This window comes from Pseudomonas abietaniphila, from assembly GCF_039697315.1.
In the GTDB taxonomy this organism is placed as follows: Bacteria; Pseudomonadota; Gammaproteobacteria; order Pseudomonadales; family Pseudomonadaceae; genus Aquipseudomonas; species Aquipseudomonas abietaniphila_B.
The window spans coordinates 879,664-901,544 of the sequence record NZ_CP155619.1 but is presented as its reverse complement, the minus strand read 5'-3'; the positions used below and the strand labels follow the sequence as shown (position 1 = coordinate 901,544).

Here is a 21,881-nt window from a genome sequence, read left to right as displayed (position 1 = left end):
TAAATAGGGCGAAACCAACGCTGTTGAGCACGAATTGACAAAGAATCTGAACGATCAAGCATTGGCTCCGTTAATGAGTGCAGCTAGTCTCTGTGCAAGCTGGCAATTAAAAAGACTGTTATAGCCAGGATTTTAGATTCAAATTTTCCAAATCTGAGACGCAGGCATGTAATAAATTTGTAATTATTTTATGTGTCTGGCTGTCCGCATCAGATTTATTTTGGCTTTTGATTCAACGGTTTCCCAAAGCGCAGCTATTTATTAGCCAGTATTGGGTTCGACCGCTCCTGCCTAAGTTTCGCCAAAAAGCCCCGTTTTTCGCAAACTATAAAAATTCGCATGAAATGCACAGACCTCATCTAAAACTCTTTTGTCGAGTACTCCTATGTCCGGAATAAAAAATCTGAAATTGAGGCCTAAGCTTCTGTCCGCGTTTGGTATCTGTGCAGCCATTACAATTGTGGTGGCGGTATTAGGGCAGTCGGGGATCTCACGGCTTTACGACTTGTTTCGTGATTCTGTTGACAACAATCTGTATTGCATCACCAAGATTGCCTCGGTAAAGAGTAATGTTACTGCTTCCAGTGGGAATATGTTCAAGGCTATCGCATCTACGACGAGAAAGATGCCTCAGCGGGAGATTGAAGAGTCTCTCAGGGGCGTTGACGAGAACGTTATCCAGGCTAAAAAAGATTTTGATGCTTATCGCACTGCACCGTTAGACGATGACGAGCGAACGGCTGGGGATGCCTTTCTGCGTGACTGGGTCACGTATACCGCCGCCATCAGAGATATCAACGGCGCTCTACGCAGCGGGGATTCTGAGCAACTCGACAGATTGATCAGCGCTGTGTTTGAGCCCGTGTACAAAAAACTGACAGAAGAGTTGGACATCATCATTTCTTCCAATGGTCGGCAAGCGAACGAATCTGCTGAAACGGGCGTAGAGACCAACCGCCAATCGACATGGATCTTACTGGTGGGGTCACTCGTCGCCGTTGGCAGCGCAATTGGGCTCGGTCTTGTAGTGACGAACGTCATCACCCAACCCATCTTTGAGTCCATGCACAGCGCCGCCAAGGTGGCTGACGGCGACCTGACTCACCCCATTGTCGAAGGTGGAAAGGACGAGACCGGTCAATTGCTCAGGGCGTTGGCAAATATGCAAAGCAACCTGAAGGGTACTGTCCAGCAGATAGCAGGTGCTTCGGATCAGTTGGCATCGGCCGCAGAGGAGTTGACTGCAGTCACCTACGAAGGGACGAAGGCGCTGGTACGCCAAAATGATGAAATCCAACAAGCGGCCACTGCGGTTAATCAGATGACAGCTGCCGCTGAGGAGGTTGCTCGCAGTGCGGCCAATGCATCGCAGGCTTCTGCGCAGACTGCAGAAGAAGCTATCAGTGGCCAGGGCCAGGTCAAGCAAGCGATCACGGCCATGGATACCATGACGCTGGAGATCACTGACTCTACCCAGCGTGTTCAAAACCTGGCGAGCCAGATCCGGGATATCACGAAGGTGCTGGATGTCATTCGAAGCATTGCAGAGCAAACCAACTTGCTGGCGCTGAATGCTGCAATTGAGGCTGCGCGAGCCGGTGAGCAAGGTCGCGGGTTTGCGGTGGTAGCCGATGAAGTCCGTGCTTTGGCGCATCGTACTCAAGATTCGACCGGTGAAATCGAATCGATGATCAACAAGGTGCGACAGGGCGCTGATGAAGCAGTGCAGGCTATGGGAAAAAGCCAGACGCTCGCGCTCAGTACACAATCCTTGGCGACAGAAGCGGGAGCAGCGCTGGAGCGTATCAGTGACGGGGTAGGGCGGATCAACGAGCAAAACCTCATTATTGCCAGCGCTGCGGAAGAGCAGGCGCAAGTTGCGCGATCTGTAGACCGAAACCTGACGAACATACAGGACCTCTCGGCTCAGAGTGCGGCGGGCGCAAATCAAACCAGCGCCTCTACTCAGGAGCTTTCTCGCCTGGCCATTTCCTTTAACGGCATGGTGGCGAAATTCAAACTGTAGCGTGTGTCAGCGAGCACCGAGATCTTCACGTGGCGCTTTGGTGAGCGGCCCGAGCGGGCGCAGCGTTCAAACCGGAATCAAGGGGCCAACGGCGTCTACTCGCTGTTGTTCTCTGGCCTTCGCGGGGGTGATGCCCCGCGCTGTTTTGAACGCCCGGTTGAATGAGTATTCGGATTGAAAGCCAACCTTATAGGCTATTTCGCCAATGCTCAGCGTCGTTTGCCCCAGCAGTTGAGCTGCAATTCCGAGCCGCCACCTCGTCAGGTAGGAATGCGGTGTTTCACCTACGGTATCGCGGAACTGTTTCGCAAATGCTGACCGTGACATGGAGGCCTCCTGCGCCAAACGCTCCAGTGTCCAAGTGTGGTGAGGCTTCTCATGGATGCATGCGAGGGCTTTGGCGATGAGTGGGTTTTGCATGGCCGAAAACCAGTTTCCGGCCTCCTTGGCTGAGTTCTCGGACCACTCCCGCAACACGTACACGAACAGGGTGGACAGCAGGTGTCGGATCACCACCTGACTGCCGAGTCTGGACTGTTCCACCTCAGCGCGCAGCTGTTTCAGGGTGTCGGTAATGGCCGAAGGAAGGTCCCTCGACTCGCTCCTGAGGTGCAGCGAGTTGGGAAGGGATTTGATTGCGGGCATGACCATGTCTCGGTCGATGCCGAACGATCCACAGATGAAACTCGTGGCATCAGGGTCTCGGCGATGAAGCCCTTTTGAGTGGCTTATAAAACGGCCGAGGGAAAGGGTCTTGCTGTCTTTGAACCGTTTGAGAACATGAGCATCACCCCGCGGCAAAACGATCAGGTCGCCAGCCCCAAGGCAGATCTCCTTGCCGCCTTCAGTTGCGAAAAGTGCGCTTCCCTGAGCAACGAAGTGGAAATACGTGCCTTGGGCACTTTCCATCTCCACACCCCAATCACCCTTGAGAAAACTTTGAGAAATGATGATCCCTTCGGCGGTGAGGTAGTTGAGCCAATGGTCGGAATTCATGCTGGGCTCCTGCGCGGACGATTTGTCACAGAACGCGGACTTTTTGACATTGATCGGCTTTCCCAAGGCGTCTAGCCTCAAGCTCACGTCAGCAGACAACAGGGAAATCTTAGTCGTTAGACACACACTCGTCAGGCGATTTCCGCCCCGTGGTGTGTGATGCCGGCGCTGCCGAGCTGCACAGCCAGCGATGCATGCTCATGGATACCCCATCAGAAAAGTACAAACAGATGGAGACTGGATACATGAATAGCGATCACCGGATTCTGGTGACAGGGGCCACGGGCGCAACCGGCGGGTATGCGATTGATCATCTGCTCGCGAAAGGCGCTCAAGTCAGGGCGTTTGTGCGCAGCGACGATGCCCGCGCGCAAGCTCTACGGGATCGTGGGGTTGAAGTGGCACTGGGTGACCTGGTGGATTTCCATAGCGTCCGGAGCGCGATGCAAGGCGTACACGCGGCGTATTTCGTTTACCCGATCATGCAGCCGGGCATTCTGAATGCTACGGCCTTCTTTGCCGAAGCCGCACGCGAATCCGGCGTGCAGGCCGTCGTGAATATGTCTCAGATATCTGCGCGCCGCGATGCCGCCAGCCATGCCGCTCGAGACCATTGGTTTTCAGAGCAGGTGTTCAATTGGTCCGGTATCCCGACTACCCATCTGCGGCCGACCTTCTTTATGGAGTGGTTGCTCTATGGCTTTCAACTTCCCTTGATTGCGCAACACGGCATTCTTCAAGTACCCGCCGGGGAGGGACGTCATGCGCCGATTGCCGCCGAGGATCAAGGTCGGCTGATCGCGGCCATCTTGCTTGAACCCGCCAGGCACGTCGGCAAGGTCTACCCGCTTTTTGGCGCGAAGGAAATGAACCACCAGCAGATCGCAGCAGCCGTTGGCGAGGCGCTGGGAAGAGAAATTCGTTATGTGCCCGAGAGCATTGAGGGTTTTGAACAGCGCCTGAGCGCGTTGGGTTTACCGGAGCATTTCATACAGCATGTGAGCGCGGTGTACCGAGACTATCAGAACGGTATTTTCGCGGGACATGACTCACTCATTCAGGACATCACCGGTTTGCCACCGATGACAGTGCAGCAGTTTGTCCAGGAGAAACGCGATCGATTCATGCCGGGTAGCAATTAAGACCTAATGCCAACTAGCGGTTGTGGAGAATGTATGAGTACTGACAGCAACACGGCTTATTTGAAGCCCGTTCCAACCACTCGAGTTCTAGCGATCGGCCAGTTTGTGAACCCGCCGGACCTCGAGCAGCTCAAGGCGATCATGCCTCAGGAAGTCACCGCCACCGTTCGGCTGTATCTTCAAGGGAAGATTGACCAGTGGTATGCCTTGCAAGACAGACGCGGTCCGGTATTCATAATGGATGTCGATTCAGTGGAAGAAGCGCATGCATTACTTGAGGCACTCCCTTTGGGCAAGGCTGGGTTGATGAAGTTCGACCTGACGCCACTGGGTCCTTTGAAGCAACTTCAATTTATATTGGAAGACTCCTGACAGTGTCGACGCCAGGTCGTGCCGACAGTCCTGGCGCAACACCCACTCAATGTAATCCGAATCATTAGTGTCGACTGCCGGGCCCGCCCAGTCGCAGTCCCGCATGACTACGAAACTTCTGTTTTCTGAAACGCAGCATTCAAGGCGCTCTCTGGGGAGCGGGCTTGCGATCGTCTTCGTCCCGCGCAGCGGCGATTATCAGCGTTTCGGTGTTTAGGTTTCCTGTCTCCATCCATAGCCTGCCGGGTTGAAGGAGTGAGCAGATGAAACGTGCTTCATTGCTGCGTCTGGCGACGCTGCGCGGAAGATTCTTCCGGCATGTCGTAGAAAGCGACGTTGAAGGCCCTCCTTACGCGGGTTCAAGTGGTTCTCTTCTGCCACCCATTGAAGCTCAAGGGCCTACTGGCTCTGAGCGCCTGATTCTCCAACCAATGATTCGTAAAAGTTATTACGATCGATCCGGGACTGGTTTGTGCGCGGAACGGGGGCAGGAACCTTTTGTGGCGGTCGGATGGGACGAAGCGCTAGAGCGAGTGGCAGAGGCAATCGCGAGCACCAAAGCCGCCGGAGCCAGCATTTACGGAGGTACCTTTTCCAGGTCTGAAGGGGGCTTGTTTCACGATCCACAATCCCAGCTTCAGCGCTTCTTGCGGTATTCGGGGGATTCTCCGGACATCACCTATACCCATCCATTCACCGTTGAGGAAACGCTGGCATACCATGTCATCGGTGATGTGCTGCCTCGCCTCGCGGATGCGCAAGTGTTGGAAAACTGCAAGAGAGTTGTGTGTTTCGCCGGTAGCGGCCAGTCAACCTTGTCGTTCGGTTCAGATGCTCATCCGGAGTCCGTTATCCGTGCGAAGTCCGTCGCCGATAAAGGCATACCTGTCGTCAATATCGGTCCTGTGCGTGACAGTATCGATATCAGACTAAGAGCGTGCTGGCTCAAGTGCCGCCCTGCGAGTGAAGTGGCGGTGATGTTGTGCCTGATTCACACACTCATCGAGGAAGAGCTCTACGATCGGGCTTTTGTGGACCGGTATTGCACAGGATTTGACGTCTTTGCCGATTACGTTTTGGGCGTTACAGACGGCATACCCAAAAATGCTGGCTGGGCATCCGCCCAATCGCTCGTACCAGAAGAAGATCTCCTGATGCTTGCCAGGCTTATGGCGGCAGAGCCTTGTGTGGTGCAGCTTTCTGCTTCCGTGCTGAGCGTCGAGCATGGAGAACAGGTCCTGTGGGCTGCCATCGCGCTGGTCGCGGCGCTCGGCTACCTCGGAGCTGCGAACGCTGGCTTGTTGATGGAGTGTAAGAATCACGACGCACATGCGCAGCGGCCAATGTGGCCATTCGTCTTCGGCTCCGAGAGTGGTCCGTGCCCGGATTCATTCCGACTCGTGCCTTTTGGGCGTCTGGCCGAAATGCTCGAGTCGCCTGGTCGCGTTTTTCAGCTCAATGGAGCAACTATCCGTTATCCAGATATTGGGCTTGTCTATCTCGTCGCCGATACCGCCAACCCGCAAAATTTCAACCACCTCCGTGCAGCTTGGGCTTCTCCAGAAACGGTGGTGTGTCATGCATCCAGCTGGACACCGACCTCGCGCTTCGCGGACATCGTGTTGCCACATCTGCCCCCTGCTGAACTCAAGGATTTTGACCTGGCCGAAACGCGTGAGCGCGCTCATACCGATTTTTTTTCTGAATCGTTGCCAGAGGCCTGGAGCGATTACGACATTTTTTCTGCCCTCGCCGACAAGCTTGGATTTGGCCAATCGTTTTCCCGTGGCAGATGCGCTACCGAGTGGATTGCCCATCTCAGCCAGAGAGCGCTGAAGGAGCGCACGCCGGGTAATCGCGCTTTGAAAGAGACCGCCGAATCCTTTGAGCGCTTCCTGTCGGCACCCGAAACTTATCCGCTGAAGACGCCTTCCGGGAAGGTCGAACTCTTTTCAAAGACCATTGCAGATTTCGGTTATCGGGACTGTGGCGGACACCCTGCATGGTACGAAAAACGCGAGTGGCTTGGGAGCAGTCTGGCAGCCGTTTACCCTTTTCATCTGCTCTCAGCGGACCCACCAAGGGGCAATGAGGATACGACCGGCCCCACCCATGAACGCAGGCACGGATCTGTCCGGATCAATCCAAGGGATGCATTTCTCTTGCAGCTACAGGATGGGGACTTGAGCATGGTCTCCAACGCACGCGGAGGGTTTATAGCCAGGGTATTGACCTCCACGGACGTGAGCTGCGGAGTTCTTCAGGTGTCGCATGATTCCTCGTTAGAGCTTCTAGACGTTACAGACCGATACGGCATCAGCCGTTACGGCAATCCTTGCACCGTTACCAGCGACGGCGGCACTTCTTCATTGAGTCAGTCCCCGACCATCAACAGTTGCCTGGTAAACATTGAAAAAGTCGAGGATCTCCTGGCGTTCACTATAGGGTCCACGGGGCCTGAGATCCTTTACAACGTATCTTCCACAGCGATCAGGTTCGCCAGTCGGCGTTGAGGGTTGCTGCAACCGCCGACGGAAAACGAGCATCAGGCACAGCTTTAGACCGAGCGGGACGCACGGAACAGTTTGCAAGAACACCTCATCGCAAGCGGTTCGAACGAATGGATAAAGCATTGGGATGGTTCGACATTGGCCGGCCCAGCCGCCCCGTCTAGTCTCTGCGCCAGCCAGCAATTTCTGTCGCTAACTGCACGGATCCCTTTCTTTAGGAAATGTGGCCGATTGGTGTGCGCGAAGCAATGTCGGCTGAGCCTTTTGGCAGCGTCCGGCTTCGGAGGGGCGGTAGCGTGTCTCCAACAGGAGCACTCGCGAGTTAGTGGCATTCAGTGCGCATCGAATGACGTAAACGATCCCAAACTTGTCATTTTCGAAAATACCGCCTCGTTCTTTAACAACCGATAATTTTCCCCAGCGACGAAGGCGTTCCCGGTTCGAGGACGGCTTCGCTAATTACTTATCAGCTATAGGAAGAATCTGTTATGAGCGTTATCGATGATCTGATGCAACGCAACGAAGCCTTCGCCACCGAGGGTTTCAATGCCGAACTGAAAATGATGCCTTCCATGAAGACCGTAGTCATTGGTTGTGTCGACCCGCGTGTCGATCCCGCCGAAGTGCTGGGGCTCAAACATGGTGAGGCCGCCATCATTCGCAACGTGGGCGGCCGTATCAATCCGCCGGCTCTCCAGAACATGGCCATTGTGCGCTCGCTTGCTGCGGCGCAAGGAAAAGACATTGGCCCCGGATGGAATTTGATCGTGCTGCATCACACCGACTGCGGGATTGGTCCATGCCGCCATCTGGTTCCCGATCTGCTTGCCAAGAATCTTGGCGTTGAAACCAAAGACCTGGACAGCCTGGCCATTGCCGATCCCTACGAGGCGGTGGCCATTGACGTCGCCAAGCTGAAGGCCAACCCCAGCTTGCCTGGTGGATTCACGGTAACCGGACTGGTCTATGACGTCGCCACGGGTCGAGTGAATGTCGTGGTTCCTCCGGCCCAGCTGCGCCCTGACGCATAACGGCCTCACTCAGCGAACCTTGTGCGTCACCGCTGCCAAAGTGCGCGACGCACTGTTGTAACCCCCTGGAACGTAGAGCAACTCTAAGGTGTGCTATGAACGATGAGTCCAACCCCGTCCGTGATCACTACCAGGCGGATGCTTTAAGTGAAGACCTCGTGGCGCGTGTCCAACGCATGCTCAGTGAACTGGGCGATGGCCCTCTTACTCACCAGCAGCTGGCATCGTTCGATCAATTTCACAGCGGTGGTCTGAAAGCGACTGCTGATTTCATCGCGATGTTGAATATCAAGCCTGGAATGAAGGTACTCGATGCAGGTTCCGGCCTGGGTGGTCCATCACGGTTCACCGCTCAAACCTACGATTGCCATGTCACGGGCGTGGACTTGACCGATTCATTCGTGGCGGTGGCTCAGCTGCTGTCGCAGCGCACCGGGATGGCCAGGCAGGTCGATTACCAGGTTGGCAACCTGTGCGGTTTAACGCTCGCCGACGAGCAGTTCGATGCGGCATACACGCAGCATGTGGTCATGAATATCAGCGATCGAGAAACCGCTTACAGAGAGGTCTTCAGGGTTCTGAAACCCGGCAGCCGTTTTGGATTTTTCGATGTGCTCGCAGTGGATGACGGACTTGAGCCTTTTTATCCCGTTCCCTGGGCAGAACGCTCGGAACAGAGTTTCTTGCTGACGGAATCCGAGACCCGAGCTGTGTTGGCCGATAGCGGTTTCGCGATTGATCATTGGTCGGATGTCACAAACGACATTGTTCAGTGGATTGAAAACATCCGGCTTCCGAGCATGGATATGCCTCAAGCGGGTCCGTCCCTCAAGCTCGCCATGGGCGATCGCTTTGCCCTGATGGCCGAAAATTTTGCCCGCAGTCTCAGGCAGGGCAGGGCCCGACTGGTCATGGCCGTTTGCGTAAAGCAGTCATGATCCACTCCCATTCCAGTGCTCCGCTCGGTCCGGTATCGGCTCATGAAATTATTTATCAATGACTCATCACCCTATTCTCGGTTGGTCAGAATCGTTGCGCTCGAAAAAGGCCTGAGCGAGTCGGTATCGCTCGTGTGGTCGAATCCATGGGCTGATGATGAGAGGCTTCTGGAGCATAATCCGGCGGGCAGAATTCCGGTATTGCTGACTCACGATGGTGTCGCCATCACCGAATCTTTATTGATTGCTCAGTACCTCGACTCATTATCCAGCCTGTCGTCGTTGCAACCTGCAGGCGATCTTCGTTGTGTGCAGCTTGTGGGATTGGGTCTGGGTCTGATGGAAGCTGCTTTCACGCATGTTGTCAACGAAAAATTTGAAGGGGCGCAGATGCGCGATTCTTTTTTCGGACGTAGGCGAGAGCAGGCAATCGCGCGATCACTTGCACGGTTGAACGACATTACCCAGGCACGTACTTGCGAAGCGTTCACCTTAGGGGAAATTGTGATTGGCGTAGCGCTTTCGTATCTGGCATTTCGTGCACCGCTCAATGACTGGCAAAGCAGATTTTTGAGTTTGCGCGATTTGCACGAACGGCTGTCAGTGCGAAGCAGTTTCCAGATGACCCCTTTCAAATGAGGCCAGCCAAAGTGAATGTCTGTCAGCGCAGGTCTGCTCGCAGCTCGCGGACACCGCGTCCCAACCGCCGGCGGAGCAGGGTGCGCAAGGTTGCTCCATCCACGTAACCGACTTCCGTGGCGATCGCTTCGATATCCATGTTCGTCGTGCGCACCAAGTGCTGCGCTCGCTCGACCCTCATGTCCTGAAAGAAAGCTAAAGGTGACTTACCCAAAACGGCTTCGGTGCGCCGTTGTAACGTTCTGGGAGTAGTGGCAAGGGCTTTGGCGGCATTTTGAAGTGAAAAGCCTGCGCTGAGCTGGCTGCGAGCCCACCGCTCGAAGTTTTCGATCAAGGGATCGGAATGAGCAAGATGCTCGGGAATGATGTAAGGGGCTTGCTGGGATCGATAATCGGCCAGCATGTACCGCGCCACCAGGGTCGCCAGTTCAGGGCTGAACTTGCGAATGATCCACAGCGCAAGATCCAGGTGCCCCATCGCAGCGCCTGCTGTGACAAGCCGGGATGCCGGGACGAGCATGCGTGATTCATCCAGAAGAATTTCGGGATAACGCTGCCGGAAGAATGGCCCTAACCACCAGCTTGTCGTGGCCTCATGGCCTGCGAGCAAACCCGTTTCTGCCAACAGGAATGTGCCGATACAGGAAGCTGCAATGCCGGCCCCTTCCTCATGCCAGGTCAGCAATTGCTGTTTGGCATCGAGCATGTCAGAGCGGCCAAGGGATTCGACCAACTCCTCCGGCATTCGCGTGTTGAGCGCCGGGATGATGACCCAGTCCGGGCGCATTTGAGATGCGACAGGGCGAACCGGGACTTCCAGTCCCCTGGCAGTATGAACCGAGGGGCGCACCCCTACCGTGCTCACGTCAAAATGTGGAGAGGTGTCGAGCAGCAAGATGCCCAGATCGTTGGCCGTGGCGAATGCATCCAGCAGAACGGTAAGGCCTGTATCGAACACACCTTCTATAGCAAGGATTGTAATTTTCATCACGCAAATGGCCCGGAACGATTCATTTGCGCTAGTAGCTCACAAGTTGAAGGACAGCTGCAAGGCAGGAGACCCGTCAGCGACACAGTGACATAAAAGGAGGGAACTACGACATGGAGTTCTGGTGAGCAAGGGATCAGACTACACCTCACCGCAACATTTAAATGCAATCTGATGTGAATGATCCGTTAGGAGCCATCGTTATAAAAATGCCATCACGGACAATCGCGTCAGAACGCTCTTGATTCAACGCAATGCTGCATGCGCAACACAGTTGTGTTGACGGCGACGAATTGCCTGTTGCTCGCTTCAGACGTGCATACCCATGACCAGAGGATAAATGATGAAGTTTACATCTCGCGTTTCCAAGACTAAAACCCGCCTGATGGCGTTAGTTTCCGCAACATTGCTTACAGCTTGCACGCTCTCCGCTGTATCGGCTGCACCGCTTCCAAAAGTGCCCACCACTAAGATCATTGCCGTGGGTACTGTCACACCCGGGTCGACGCAAGAGGCTATCAATGCAGTATTGCCTCAGGAAGTACGCGAAACCGTACAGCTTCATCTGGATGGCAAAATTGAACAGTGGAATGTGCGCAACGATAAACTGGGTGTGGTGTTTGTCCTGAACATGACAAACGTTGAAGAGGCCAAGGCGATCTTCGCGAAAATGCCCCTTGATAAAGCGGGGCTGATATCGTTCGAATTCATTCCCGTGGGTCCACTCTCACCCCTTGGCTTGTTGCTGAATCCTCCCGCTAAATGATATCGGGCGCATCGCTGTCCGATGCGCTCAACGGGTGTTGTAGGAAATGACTATCGATGAAAACAAGTTCGCAGGTATTGATCTGAACTTGTTGGTTGTATTCATGGTGTTGTTCAGGGAGCGGAGTGTTTCAAAGACGGCTCAATGCCTCAATCTGAAACAACCTGCGATCAGTGGTTCACTATCAAGATTACGAACGCGGTTCAATGATCCGTTGTTTGTTCGGATCGGCCCGCGAGGCATGCGGCCCACCCCTAAAGCAGTTGAACTGGCGGCGGCACTTCTGCCGTCAATGAGTGCCATTCAAGGGATTGTCAATGAGTGTCGTACCGGTCCGGAGAGTGCACCTGAGTATTAGCAACTCCTGGTGGTAATGGTGTGTTTTTCTTAATTCGCTGGCGATTATCGCCCGGCCCATATAAAGGTGATTATTAATGACGCGTATCAGTGTACTTTCGGATGACCAGACCCCAGAGGGCGCTCGTCCATTGCTGGATAATGTCAAACGAGCCTATGGAATGGTTCCCAACGTGTTCAAGGTACTGGCGCATTCTCCCGCCGCCCTGGCCACTTATCTACAGTTTCACCAAGCCAACGAAGAAACGTCGCTTACGCCTAAGCAACGTGAGACTGTTTCGCTTGCGGTCTCCCAGGTGAACAGCTGCGAATACTGCAGCGCAGTGCATAGCTTTGTCGGGTCCAAGGTCGGAATGTCGGATGCTGAAATCGCCAATGCGCGAGATGGCAGCCTCGATGCCTATGCTCGTTTCGCTCGGTCCGTGGCCTCGACCCGCGGTCACATCAGCGATGACATGCTGGCCGAAGCTCGCGCGCAAGGCCTCACCGACTCAGTGTTGGTAGACATTATTTCGCAGGTGACCTTGCTGGTTTTCACCAATTTGCTCAACAACGTTGCTCACACCACTCTGGATTTTCCTTCCGTAGAAATCTGACCGCTACACCGTCAGGTGCTGGTTTCAGCGCCTGACGTTTCCGTTTTTAAAACCTTTGGAGTGGCCTGCGGCATGAACAACTACGATATATCCGTGCCCGTTTTTCTCAGAGGATTCAGTAACTTGTTGCGCTGGCTCGACAAGGCTCAGGTTTTTGCAGGCAGTGACGAACGGATGGCAGAGCTGGTGTCGGCGCGCCTTGCACCCGACATGTTCACGCTCAGGGGGCAGATTCAGGTCGCCACGGATATGGCCAAAGGCTGCGCCGCGCGGCTCTCGGGAGTCGCAGCGCCCGTGTTCAACGATGATGAAGTGTCCATCGACGACTTGCGCAAGCGCATCGCGGCGACAGTATCCTTTCTGGAGGGACTTCACGCAGAGCCGTTCCAGGCCAGCGCTGGTGCACCTGTCTCGCTGGTCATTCCCTATGGGACACTGACTTTCTCCCCCCAGGACTACATTTTGCAGTTTTCGCTTCCCAACTTTTTTTTCCATCTCAGTACCGCGTACGACATCCTGCGTCACAAAGGGGTGCCGCTGGGTAAGATGGATTATCTGGGTCGGTTTCCCCATATGACGCCTCACGGTTGAACCCCTCGGTTAAAAAAAACGCCCCGGATTTCGGGGCGTTTTCAGGAGAGGCCGAGATGACGTCCGCGGACTTATTTAGCAAAACTGGCCGCATGCCTCTCGATAAATGTCTTCGCAGTGATGGGCTCCTTTCCGGTGAGCTTGACGAAATCGTCGGTCATTCGGGCATACCGGCCCGCACGGTGGAGGTCTCCCATCGTGGAGAGGTGGTCAATGACATGGTCGGGTAGCCCGGCGCCTTTCACCGCCTCACGCCATGCCGCGACCGGCACGTCCGTGTAGGTAATTGGGCGCCCCAAAACTTCCGTGAATACGCTTGCGTAGTACCTGACATCTTCACATTCAGGGCCCGTGAGATGGTAGACCTCCCCAAGGTGAGGTTGCGGGTTGACAAGAATTTCAGTTACCGCAAGGGCCACATCTGTCGCCGCAATAGGGGAGGTTTTGCCTTCGCCAAACGGAAGAAGCAAGGCGTCACGCGTTTTAATGGTGGGGGCGGAAAACTTCAAAAAAAATCCGTCCATGAATACGGTTGGTCTTACATGGACCACGGGCAATCCGGACCAATTCAGAGCTTGCTCAGCCAGCCAGTGGAGTTTGTGCTGAGGACTGTCTGTGGTTTCAGTGATACTCATTTGGGAAAGTGTCATTTGAGACATATTTATAAAGGCTTCAACCTTGTGGTGCAGAGCGACAGCCGCAACGTTGATACTGGCTTCAAGGTATTGATCGGACACGGACATACCAAAATAGAGGGTGCCGCAACCTTCAATTATTCTGTGCATGTCGTTAAGGTCTAAAAGATCCCCTATCACAACTTCAGCACCTTTATCGCGTAGGCTTTGCGCTCGATCATCGTCCCGATGAACCATTGCGCGCACTGCAAAGCCCCGCTCTAATAGTAAAGATGTGATGGTGTTGCCGACCGCGCCGATGTTACCCGCAGCGCCTGTGACTAGAATGGGCTTGTCGCTGTTCATGGCTGGATACCTCGTGGTTAAGCTTCACGTGTGGCGAAGCAAAGCGGGAAGGAAAAACTCTTAGTATTTATATCATAATATTAACATTGGAGATTGCCCTGACCAGGGTAAATGCACCTTGTTGGCGATGCCCATTGTCGGATCAGGGATTGAGCCAGACGATTGCGCATGCAGCTCTGCGGTTACAAGACAGCCGGTCATACCTGTGGGGCTCAGCGAGGGGCATAATTGACGTTCGATCGTTTGAGTTTTCGTACGGTGAGCGCACTTATAATTCGAAAATAGAGTTTAGGAATTACATGGAACAACCAGACACGCTGCCCTATCCATTTGTGGCACAAGGCGTCATTCTTTTGCAGGCGCGAATAAACGGGGAGTGGGGTGTAACACTGCCACAACGTAATGGCGCATTTTTTCACTTTTGCCTGGAAGGCTGCGCCTATGTCAGTGCCGAGGGACAGCCTGACGTAAGGCTGGAAGCCGGTGACATTATGCTGGTTGCACAAGGGGCACCTCATGTCGTCACTCACAAAGTGGGTGGTCATACCCTGCCTGTGCAAGCGTTTTTATCGCAAGTTAACGGGAAAATCAGTCCGGCACGCGACGCAACTTCCATTGTCTGCGGTTTTTTCGGACCCGATTCAGGCCTGTTGTTAACTGCGCTGGAAAACTTGCCGTCTTTTGTGCATTTGGAGGCATGTAACAGTGTTCCCATCGCTGAGAACCTGAAGCAGCTGCGTGAGGAATTACGTCGGTCGGAGTTTGGTTCTCAACACATGATCCGGCATCTGTTATCAACGATCTTTATATATATTTTACGTGAGTGGGAGAAGTTAAGAGATGAAAGCGTGAATGCGCTCTCTCTTGCCCAACGTCGCCAAGTCGCGATCGCGCTTGCCTGCATACATGAACGGCCTTTCTATCGTTGGACCTTGGAGGGGCTCGCGATGGAGGCAGGCTTGTCACGTACGATGTTTGCTCAGCTGTTCTCGACCTCAGTCGGTGAACCTCCCCATGCCTATCTGACGCGGTTCCGCATGGGATTGGCGACCCAAATGTTAAAAGACACAGAGGAGAGTATTTCCGAGATAGCGAGGCGCATTGGTTACTCCTCGCAGTACTCCTTCAGCAAGGCATTCAAACAGGTACGTGGGTTAACGCCTGGACAGGTCAGGGGTCAACGATCGGCCGCCAGGGCACTGTAGAGGACGTCATTTCGAAAACGCGCTTCTTCCGGCCAGGACGGCAGGCCGTGAGCCGACCCGTTCAAACCAGGCAGCCATTCGTGGCAGGCTGGTCCAGGGCAGTCGGTCCTGTACAGAAAGGGTGTACGTAAACGCGGCGATGTCGGCCATCGAGAAAGCATCGCCTGCAATGTAGTCGTTCTCGAGAAATTGCTCTGACAAAACCAAGTGATCCATCGCGCGTTGGTCCAGAGAGAGGGATCCATCCCTCTGTCCTGCCCGGCGCAAGACAAAAGCAGCTTGGCTGATCGCAATGACGTCGGTCACGAAATAGAAAAATCGGTCCACGACCTTTAAACGGTGATTCGTCGCTAATGGGGAAAGGCGCCCGGGGGAATGCAGATCAGCGTATTGAATGATCGCATTTGATTGGTTGATGACCAGTGCCGGCGACACAGTATGGTCGACCAGTGTCGGCACCTTGCCCGCTCGATTCAGTTTCAGGAATTCCGGTTCACGATGCGCGCCCGATCCAAGATCAAGACGTTTCGCAACGAACGCTATGCCAGCCTCATTCAAGGCAATGGCCGCCCTCAAACTGTTGCCTGTCTCGGCGCCATACAATTCCACGTTCACAGACATCGTGTGGTCCTCAGCAAAGCGTCGTTAGTCCAAGCACCGATGGTTCAACCTCTGGCTTGCTGATCGTCTGCGGTGAATACCGCAGCGGTGCTCGAGGAAATGGAAACAGCCAGTTTTTTGAAGATCTGCATGCCAGTTCGCCTCGATCTCAGATCGATGCATATACATCGGTCAGTGCATGGTGCAATAATTCCTGCTTGGTATTTCGATCATAATCCAATCACTCCTCCAGGTACACGCCCTTGGACGCCACCGTTAAAACCGCCAAACAGCAACGGATGATTCTGATTGTCATCGCGTTGGTCTCCTCGCTGGTCATGCTGGATTCGAATGTCGTGGCAGTAGCATTGCCCACCATTGCAGCGTCGTTGAATGCCGATTTCGCTGATGTGCAGTGGGTCATTACCGCTTACGTATTGCCGTTCGCTGCTCTGTTGCTGGCGGCGGGCTCGTTCGGCGACAAGGCTGGCCGACGGCGCTCCGCCGTGATCGGCATGGTCCTCTTCGGCCTGTCTTCGCTGGCCTGTGGCTTGGCAGTTACGCCATTGATGTTGAACCTTGCCCGCGCGGTTCAAGGCGTGGGTGCAAGTCTGCTTCTCACGGCATCTCTTGCCGTCATCAACCACACATTCTCAGGCGCAGAGCGCGCCAGAGCCTACGCGTTCTGGGGCGCGAGCCTCGGCGTTGCGATCACCTGCGGGCCGATCATCGGCGGCGTCATTTCCAGCGTTTTCGGTTGGAGTTGGGCATTTCTGATCAACGTCCCGATCTGTGCGGTATTGATCTTCGCGACGCTTAAAGTCGTTCCCGAGTCTCGGGATCCAGATGCGAAAGGTCTGGATTACGCAGGCATATTCTCGTTCAGTGCTGGCCTGTTCCTGCTGACGTGGGCCGTCATTGATGGAAACACGTTAGGGTGGCTTGCACCCGCAGTGTTATGGCGGATTTTCGGCGGGGTGGTGCTGCTGTTTGTCTTTGTCGTAGTCGAGCGCCGCCAGGTCAACCCCATGGTCGACTTCGCGATGTTCCGATCAGCGAATTTCGGTGGCGCCGCGGCTGCGATGGTTGGGTACGCAGCGGGCGCCCAGGTGATGATCTTCTATCTGCCGCTGTATTTGCAGAACGCGTACGGCTTTGCACCTATGACTGCGGGCATTTCCATGCTGCCCTTTGCGCTGCCTATGTTTCTGGTGCCGCGACTGGGTGCACGATTAACGTGGCCTTCTCGCTCGGTGCTTTCGCTTGGCTTATCCATCACAGTGGTCGGTAATGCACTCATGGCTTTGCTCTCTGGCGCGAGCGCTTCCTATCCCATCTTTGCTGTGGCCATGATCGTTGCCGGTACGGGTGCGGGCATTCTTAACGGCGAAACCGCAAAAGCTTTGCAGAGTGCTTTGCCTGCCAATCGATCGGGTGTGGCTTCGGGAATAGCCTCCACCATACGGTTCACAACGCTACTTTTCGGCGTGGCCGCACTTGGGGCAGTTTTGGTGTCCTCTATGTTCAGGGTGTTTGACCCCATTGCGCAGCGAATGGGGTTAACCGAGGAAGCGGCGATCGATCTGGCTCGCAGGTTTTCAGCAGGTGATGCTGGCTCAGCTTTGGCCCACCTGCCCGGATCACTGAGAGGCGAGGTCGGAACAGCCCTCCGTACAGCGTTCGAATCCGGTTTCGCTGCCGCCGCTTGGGTCGCCGTCGGTGTTGCCGCGATAACTCTGGCACTGACTTGGCTGTTGATGGCCGGTGGCGCCGCTGTTGCTTCCTCGGACCCTGAAGCGCTTTTCGTCGCTGACGAGTAGGGGAAGCGGGGTAATGGATGCCGACCTGTTCGCTATTGGGCAATAATGCCGGGGTCGCTTCCGTTTAATCTACGATGCCCAGGAATACCCATGCCCACCAACTGTTTGTGTACGAGCGTTCGCCAGTTGGCTCGACACATCACTTCACTCTACGAAACCCACCTGGCGCCTCATGGTGTCAGTGCTCCTCAATTCTCGCTTTTACAGCGTTTACATTTACTGGGACCGATCGCGAATCTTGAATTTGCGACAGAGATGGGAATGGACAAGAGTACCCTGAGTCGCGGGCTCAAGCCGTTAATCGCTGAAGGGTGGGTCCAGACCGTTGTCATGCCGGAAGGGGCGGTGATCGATAAGCGCTCCTTCGGGCTGCAATTAACGGAATCAGGCACGGCCAAGTACTGGGCGACCTATGAGGCTTGGGGCGCAGCACAGGCGCAGATGCAGGAATTGCTTGGCAAAAAGTTGGCGTCCCGCCTCCTTTCCACGACGCTCGATGTCCATCAGGCCATCAATCATCGGAGTGCCGTCACTCAATGACGGCTCGCTCTACGAAAAACCTGGGGCGGTTGCCCGAAGGCCCGGAGGAAAGCGCGCCGCATGCGCTCCTGATCACCGAACCCCACTTCCCTGGCCACCGAATCTACCGTATGGCTGCCCACTTCCATCATCATTCGCGCTGACTCGACCCGCAGATGCTCGACTGCCTTGGCAGGTGACTGTCCTGTTTCCGCTGTAAAAACTCGACTGAACTGACGAGGGCTCATATGGGCGATGTCGGCAAGATTTTCCACCGATAGATCCTAGTTGAGATGCTGCCTGGCGTACGTGAGCACCACCTGAATTCGATCGGACTTCGGCGATAACTCTTGCATCACCGAGAACTGGGACTGCCCCCCCGCCCGCCGGTGATACACCACCAGCTGCTTGGACACCATTCGAGCCGTCTCTTCCCCCAGATCCTTTTCCAGCAATGCCAGCGAAAGATCGACGCAAGCACTCATGCCAGCCGCAGTCCAAATCGAACCGTCGTTAATGAATATCCGGTCTTCTTCCACCTTGATGGAGGGATATGCTCGCTGCAGCTCACGTGAGTGACACCAGTGTGTGGTTGCACGGCGACCATCGAGTAACCCCGCGTGGGCGAGAACATGCGCGCCGGTACAGATAGAACCCAGACGGCGGGTGATTGCACGGGCATCACGCAGGTAATTCACCATCCTGTCGGTGATGGGGGGTATCACGTTGTCGCCCAGGACCAGCAATGTGTCGAACCTCCGGTCATCGAACGGTTCGGTATTCACTGCAAAGCCCGCAGATGTCATCACCAGTCCGCCTTCTTCGGAGAGCAGGGTGATGCCATAGACCGGCCGTCCGATGATTGAGTTGGCCAGCTCGAAGGTCGCGGACATCGAGAGCCCAAGCGCTTGAAAGCCGGGATATACAATCAATCCAATTTCCTGCATGACGGTCTCACCCATACAAGATTGCTAATCGTAGACAAAAACCCCGTGCCTGGGATGGGCACGAGGTTAAGGTTTGCTCTTGTGCTGTTACTTACCAGCGTTGTCCTGTGCGTCGTTGGCTACTACGGTCGGGCGATCATTACGCTCGTGCACGTGGCGGTGTGGCGTCCGGTCAATGTTCAAGCTCAGCAGTTCCGGGCGACTGTAGTGGCCGCGTGAATCCATCTGGCGCTTGCGAATCTCGATCTGGAACAGGTCGATATCGACGATAACCTCACCTTCGCCTTCGGTCAGTGCGCCGAGTACTTCGCCCTGTGGGTCGATGATAGCGGTATAGCATCCACCGGAGATCGGGCCGATATCGCAGCCGGTGGCTTCGACGATCTGTGCTTGCTGTTCCGGGTAGAGCCAGGCAGTGGAGTTGACCACAAAGCAGGCCGACTCAAGGGCGTGCATGCGGATGCTCACTTCCATCTGACGGGTGAACAGTGGGCCGGCGAAGGAGCCGGGGTACATGGCGGCGTGGATCTGCTCACCGTCTTCGATCAGGGCATAACGGGCGAGTGGGTTGTAGTGCTCCCAGCAGGCCAACTGTCCGATTCGGCCGACTGCGCTGTCGACGGCCTTCAGGCCCGAGCCATCCCCCATACCCCAGATCATGCGCTCGTGATAAGTCGGCGAAATCTTGCGACGAGCCTGGATCAAGGTGCCGTCAGCATCAAACAACAGTTGAGTGTTGTACAGCGTGCTGCCGTCGCGTTCGTTAACACCGATGGACACCACCATGTTGGCTTCTTTGGCGGCTTGACCGATCGCATCGGTGGTCGCAGATGGAACCGTAACGGCCTGATCCAGCAGCTTGTAGTGCTCGCTGCCCATTTCAAAGGGTGACTGTACGAAGGAGAAGTAGGGGTAGTACGGAACGATCGTTTCCGGGAAAACGGCGAACTGGACACCTTTGGTGCCGAGCTCTCGAATCTTCTCGACGACTTTGGCGACGGTGCCTTCACGGCTGTAGAGAACAGGTGCAATCTGGACGGCGGCGGCTTTGACGATGGTCATATGGAGTTCCTCACGCGGTAGGTTGGTTAGCAAGTGAGGGAAAGATTACAGTTGAAATTTTATGGCGGTATGTCGTTGTTACCTCCTTTTAGGACATGTGAATTTTCTTTTGTGGCCGTTGCTGAGGACCGTTGCAGCATGGAGGTCCTCAGCGTGCTTTGCATCAGCTCAAATGCCCACGGCGCGTCTCGTTGACGTCCGTTTGCCGGGCGGGACTGCTGACCCGATCACCTCCTCTCAGGGAACCTAGCCTTTGTTTTGAGCGTTCAAAGACTCGAAGAAGGAGGTGATGTTGCTCGCCGACGCTTTGAGTTGTCCCACCAGCAGGTCCATCGCGTTGTACTTGGCGGTCAATGTTTCGGTCAGCTTGGTCACGTGAAGGTCCAGTGCTGCCTGCTGATCCAGAAGTTGACTCTGTTGCTTGTTCAAACTCGATTTACGGGTGTCGAAAATCCCCCCTGTCTGGGTGTAGGGAGTCACCGCAGCATTCATACGCGCCAGCAAACCATTCGTTCCGTCACCGGTGCCGCTGAACAATTGCTGTACTTCTCCCGCCAACCCCTTGTCCAGCGCCGCGCCGAACTTCGTGGCGTCCAGCGACAATGTACCGTCCGTTTGACTGGTGTTGATGCCCAGCTGTGACAACACTGACAGCTTGCCGCTTGCGCCCGTCGTTACCAGTTCGTTGCGAAGCGCCGCAAGGATCGACCGAGGCAGGGCATCGCCGGTCAGGGCAGCCGGGGTGACACGGGCTCCCGTCTTGGGATCGGGTGTATCGCTAATCGTTGCTTTGGTGACGGTTGCGACTGCAGAGACCACTGCGTTATAGGCGTCAATGAATGTCTGAAGCGACGCCTTGAGTCCATCTTTGTCCGTACTGACGGTGACGGTCGTTGTGGAGTTTTCGCTACCCGGCATCAGATTCATCGACAGTCCGCCTACTGTTTTGTCGATGTTGTTGCTCTTGCTGGTTATGGCGAACCCGTTGATGGTAAATGATGCATCGGACGGTGGGCTGCCGATGTAGCCTGCTGACGTTGCGGAAGCTGGATCAAGTTGATCGGTCTTGCCAATGCTGAAGCCTGGGATGCTGCTGGTGGTCGTGATTTCCGAGCCAGCGCCAGTGGTTGTAGACCCCAATATCAGCCTTGATCCGTGGTCGTCGGTGATGATGTTAGCGCTGATATTGGTCGTCTTGGCGTCGGCGTTGATTTGCTTCACCAGGGAACCGAGCGTAGTGCCGGCGGGGATGTTGTACGTCTTGGAGACGCCATTCTGCGTGATCGTGAAGTCGCCTGCGGGAACGGTACCGTCGACGCCTCCTGCGATGGACGCGGTCGCCACGTTGGAACTCGTGGCAACCTTGTTGATCTTGACGACGTACGTGCCAGGAACGGCTTCGTTATCGGAGGTCACCGCAACCTTGGCTGGATCTGACGAGGTGGCTGCATAACCGGCGAACTGAAGCTTGCTTGTCGTTCCGGTTGGAGGCTTGAGCAGTGCCTGCAGCGATGACAGTGCGGACTGCAGCGTGCCAATGCCAGACAGCTTGGTGGTGACCAGCTTGGTCTGAGTCGTTATCTGGGTCTGCTTTGCAGTTTTATCCGCATTGACCAACGCGGTGACGATGTCGCCGATTGCCAGGCCTGAACCCAGACCGGTGGAGGGGGTGATCGGACTAGCCATTTTCGTTCCTTCCGAGTTTTATGCAGTTTCACACCGTGCGCCGAGCTTCAGGCGTAAGCAGTGTTGTTTGCCAAGGTGGTCCAACGGTTGCCGCCGTCCCTGTCAGGTGT

The 21,881-nt window shown here is 55.2% G+C and carries 20 protein-coding genes and 1 pseudogene; 14 read left to right on the top strand and 7 right to left on the bottom strand.

Features of this window, described 5'->3' with window-relative positions:
- Window positions 1-385 precede the first annotated feature (385 nt).
- On the top strand, window positions 386-2,026 hold the full coding sequence (locus tag ABDX87_RS03965; protein WP_346831701.1) for a methyl-accepting chemotaxis protein: 1,641 nt from the start codon (window positions 386-388) through the stop codon (window positions 2,024-2,026).
- A gap of 66 nt (window positions 2,027-2,092) precedes the next feature.
- Here ABDX87_RS03965 and ABDX87_RS03960 read toward each other — a convergent pair whose 3' ends face one another.
- Window positions 2,093-3,022: an AraC family transcriptional regulator gene (locus ABDX87_RS03960; RefSeq protein WP_346831700.1), complete on the bottom strand. Its 930-nt coding sequence runs from the start codon at window positions 3,020-3,022 to the stop codon at window positions 2,093-2,095.
- Window positions 3,023-3,267: 245 nt separating this feature from the next.
- Between ABDX87_RS03960 and ABDX87_RS03955 the strand changes: the two genes are divergently transcribed.
- From ABDX87_RS03955 to ABDX87_RS03930, 6 genes are all read left to right on the top strand, one after another.
- Window positions 3,268-4,164, top strand: a complete 897-nt coding sequence (locus ABDX87_RS03955; RefSeq protein ID WP_346831699.1) for an NmrA family NAD(P)-binding protein — start codon at window positions 3,268-3,270, stop codon at window positions 4,162-4,164.
- A gap of 33 nt (window positions 4,165-4,197) precedes the next feature.
- Complete coding sequence (locus ABDX87_RS03950; protein ID WP_346831698.1) at window positions 4,198-4,536, top strand: muconolactone Delta-isomerase family protein; 339 nt, start codon at window positions 4,198-4,200, stop codon at window positions 4,534-4,536.
- A 263-nt stretch (window positions 4,537-4,799) separates the two neighbouring features.
- Window positions 4,800-7,049, top strand: a complete 2,250-nt coding sequence (locus tag ABDX87_RS03945; RefSeq protein WP_346831697.1) for a molybdopterin-dependent oxidoreductase — start codon at window positions 4,800-4,802, stop codon at window positions 7,047-7,049.
- Between the two features lie 485 nt (window positions 7,050-7,534).
- Window positions 7,535-8,077, top strand: coding sequence for a carbonic anhydrase (locus ABDX87_RS03940; protein WP_346831696.1), 543 nt, complete (start codon window positions 7,535-7,537; stop codon window positions 8,075-8,077).
- Between the two features lie 95 nt (window positions 8,078-8,172).
- Complete coding sequence (locus ABDX87_RS03935; RefSeq protein ID WP_346831695.1) at window positions 8,173-9,015, top strand: class I SAM-dependent methyltransferase; 843 nt, start codon at window positions 8,173-8,175, stop codon at window positions 9,013-9,015.
- 42 nt (window positions 9,016-9,057) lie between these two features.
- Complete coding sequence (locus ABDX87_RS03930) at window positions 9,058-9,654, top strand: glutathione S-transferase N-terminal domain-containing protein (protein ID WP_346831694.1); 597 nt, start codon at window positions 9,058-9,060, stop codon at window positions 9,652-9,654.
- Window positions 9,655-9,676: 22 nt separating this feature from the next.
- On the opposite strand, the gene ABDX87_RS03925 is transcribed toward ABDX87_RS03930, so the two are convergent.
- The gene (locus ABDX87_RS03925; protein ID WP_346831693.1) at window positions 9,677-10,642 is read right to left on the bottom strand and encodes a GlxA family transcriptional regulator; all 966 of its coding nucleotides are present in this window, start codon (window positions 10,640-10,642) and stop codon (window positions 9,677-9,679) included.
- Window positions 10,643-10,982: 340 nt separating this feature from the next.
- On the opposite strand from ABDX87_RS03925, the gene ABDX87_RS03920 reads away from it, so the two are divergent.
- The 4 genes from ABDX87_RS03920 (at window position 10,983) to ABDX87_RS03905 (ending at window position 12,952) form a co-directional block, all read left to right on the top strand.
- Window positions 10,983-11,408 carry a hypothetical protein gene (locus ABDX87_RS03920; protein WP_346831692.1) on the top strand — a complete coding sequence of 142 codons (426 nt, stop codon included), beginning with the start codon at window positions 10,983-10,985 and terminating at the stop codon, window positions 11,406-11,408.
- 46 nt (window positions 11,409-11,454) lie between these two features.
- Window positions 11,455-11,766: a LysR family transcriptional regulator gene (locus ABDX87_RS03915; protein WP_346831691.1), complete on the top strand. Its 312-nt coding sequence runs from the start codon at window positions 11,455-11,457 to the stop codon at window positions 11,764-11,766.
- A 76-nt stretch (window positions 11,767-11,842) separates the two neighbouring features.
- A complete protein-coding gene (locus ABDX87_RS03910; RefSeq protein ID WP_346831690.1) occupies window positions 11,843-12,361 on the top strand; it encodes a carboxymuconolactone decarboxylase family protein in 519 nt (172 codons plus the stop codon).
- Window positions 12,362-12,433: 72 nt separating this feature from the next.
- On the top strand, window positions 12,434-12,952 hold the full coding sequence (locus tag ABDX87_RS03905) for a DUF1993 domain-containing protein (protein WP_346831689.1): 519 nt from the start codon (window positions 12,434-12,436) through the stop codon (window positions 12,950-12,952).
- A gap of 71 nt (window positions 12,953-13,023) precedes the next feature.
- Here ABDX87_RS03905 and ABDX87_RS03900 read toward each other — a convergent pair whose 3' ends face one another.
- Window positions 13,024-13,932 carry an NmrA family NAD(P)-binding protein gene (locus ABDX87_RS03900; protein WP_346831688.1) on the bottom strand — a complete coding sequence of 303 codons (909 nt, stop codon included), beginning with the start codon at window positions 13,930-13,932 and terminating at the stop codon, window positions 13,024-13,026.
- A 299-nt stretch (window positions 13,933-14,231) separates the two neighbouring features.
- Here ABDX87_RS03900 and ABDX87_RS03895 point away from each other — a divergent pair, with 299 nt between their 5' ends.
- Window positions 14,232-15,137: an AraC family transcriptional regulator gene (locus ABDX87_RS03895; protein ID WP_346831687.1), complete on the top strand. Its 906-nt coding sequence runs from the start codon at window positions 14,232-14,234 to the stop codon at window positions 15,135-15,137.
- Window positions 15,138-15,143: 6 nt separating this feature from the next.
- On the opposite strand, the gene ABDX87_RS03890 is transcribed toward ABDX87_RS03895, so the two are convergent.
- Window positions 15,144-15,758, bottom strand: a complete 615-nt coding sequence (locus ABDX87_RS03890) for a glutathione S-transferase family protein (RefSeq protein WP_346831686.1) — start codon at window positions 15,756-15,758, stop codon at window positions 15,144-15,146.
- Between the two features lie 242 nt (window positions 15,759-16,000).
- Between ABDX87_RS03890 and ABDX87_RS03885 the strand changes: the two genes are divergently transcribed.
- Window positions 16,001-17,557, top strand: coding sequence for an MFS transporter (locus ABDX87_RS03885; protein WP_346831685.1), 1,557 nt, complete (start codon window positions 16,001-16,003; stop codon window positions 17,555-17,557).
- 90 nt (window positions 17,558-17,647) lie between these two features.
- A complete protein-coding gene (locus ABDX87_RS03880) occupies window positions 17,648-18,097 on the top strand; it encodes a MarR family winged helix-turn-helix transcriptional regulator (RefSeq protein WP_346831684.1) in 450 nt (149 codons plus the stop codon).
- On the opposite strand, the pseudogene ABDX87_RS03875 reads toward ABDX87_RS03880, so the two are convergent.
- The 3 genes and pseudogenes from ABDX87_RS03875 to fliD all read right to left on the bottom strand — a co-directional run bounded on the left by ABDX87_RS03875 (window position 18,091) and on the right by fliD (window position 21,771).
- Window positions 18,091-19,023: pseudogene (locus ABDX87_RS03875) on the bottom strand (GlxA family transcriptional regulator). The gene ABDX87_RS03880 and the pseudogene ABDX87_RS03875 sit on opposite strands and share 7 nt — an antisense overlap.
- A gap of 87 nt (window positions 19,024-19,110) precedes the next feature.
- The gene (locus ABDX87_RS03870) at window positions 19,111-20,085 is read right to left on the bottom strand and encodes a nitrilase-related carbon-nitrogen hydrolase (RefSeq protein WP_346831683.1); all 975 of its coding nucleotides are present in this window, start codon (window positions 20,083-20,085) and stop codon (window positions 19,111-19,113) included.
- Between the two features lie 246 nt (window positions 20,086-20,331).
- Window positions 20,332-21,771, bottom strand: a complete 1,440-nt coding sequence (gene fliD / locus ABDX87_RS03865; RefSeq protein ID WP_346831682.1) for a flagellar filament capping protein FliD — start codon at window positions 21,769-21,771, stop codon at window positions 20,332-20,334.
- Between the last annotated feature and the right edge of the window lie 110 nt (window positions 21,772-21,881).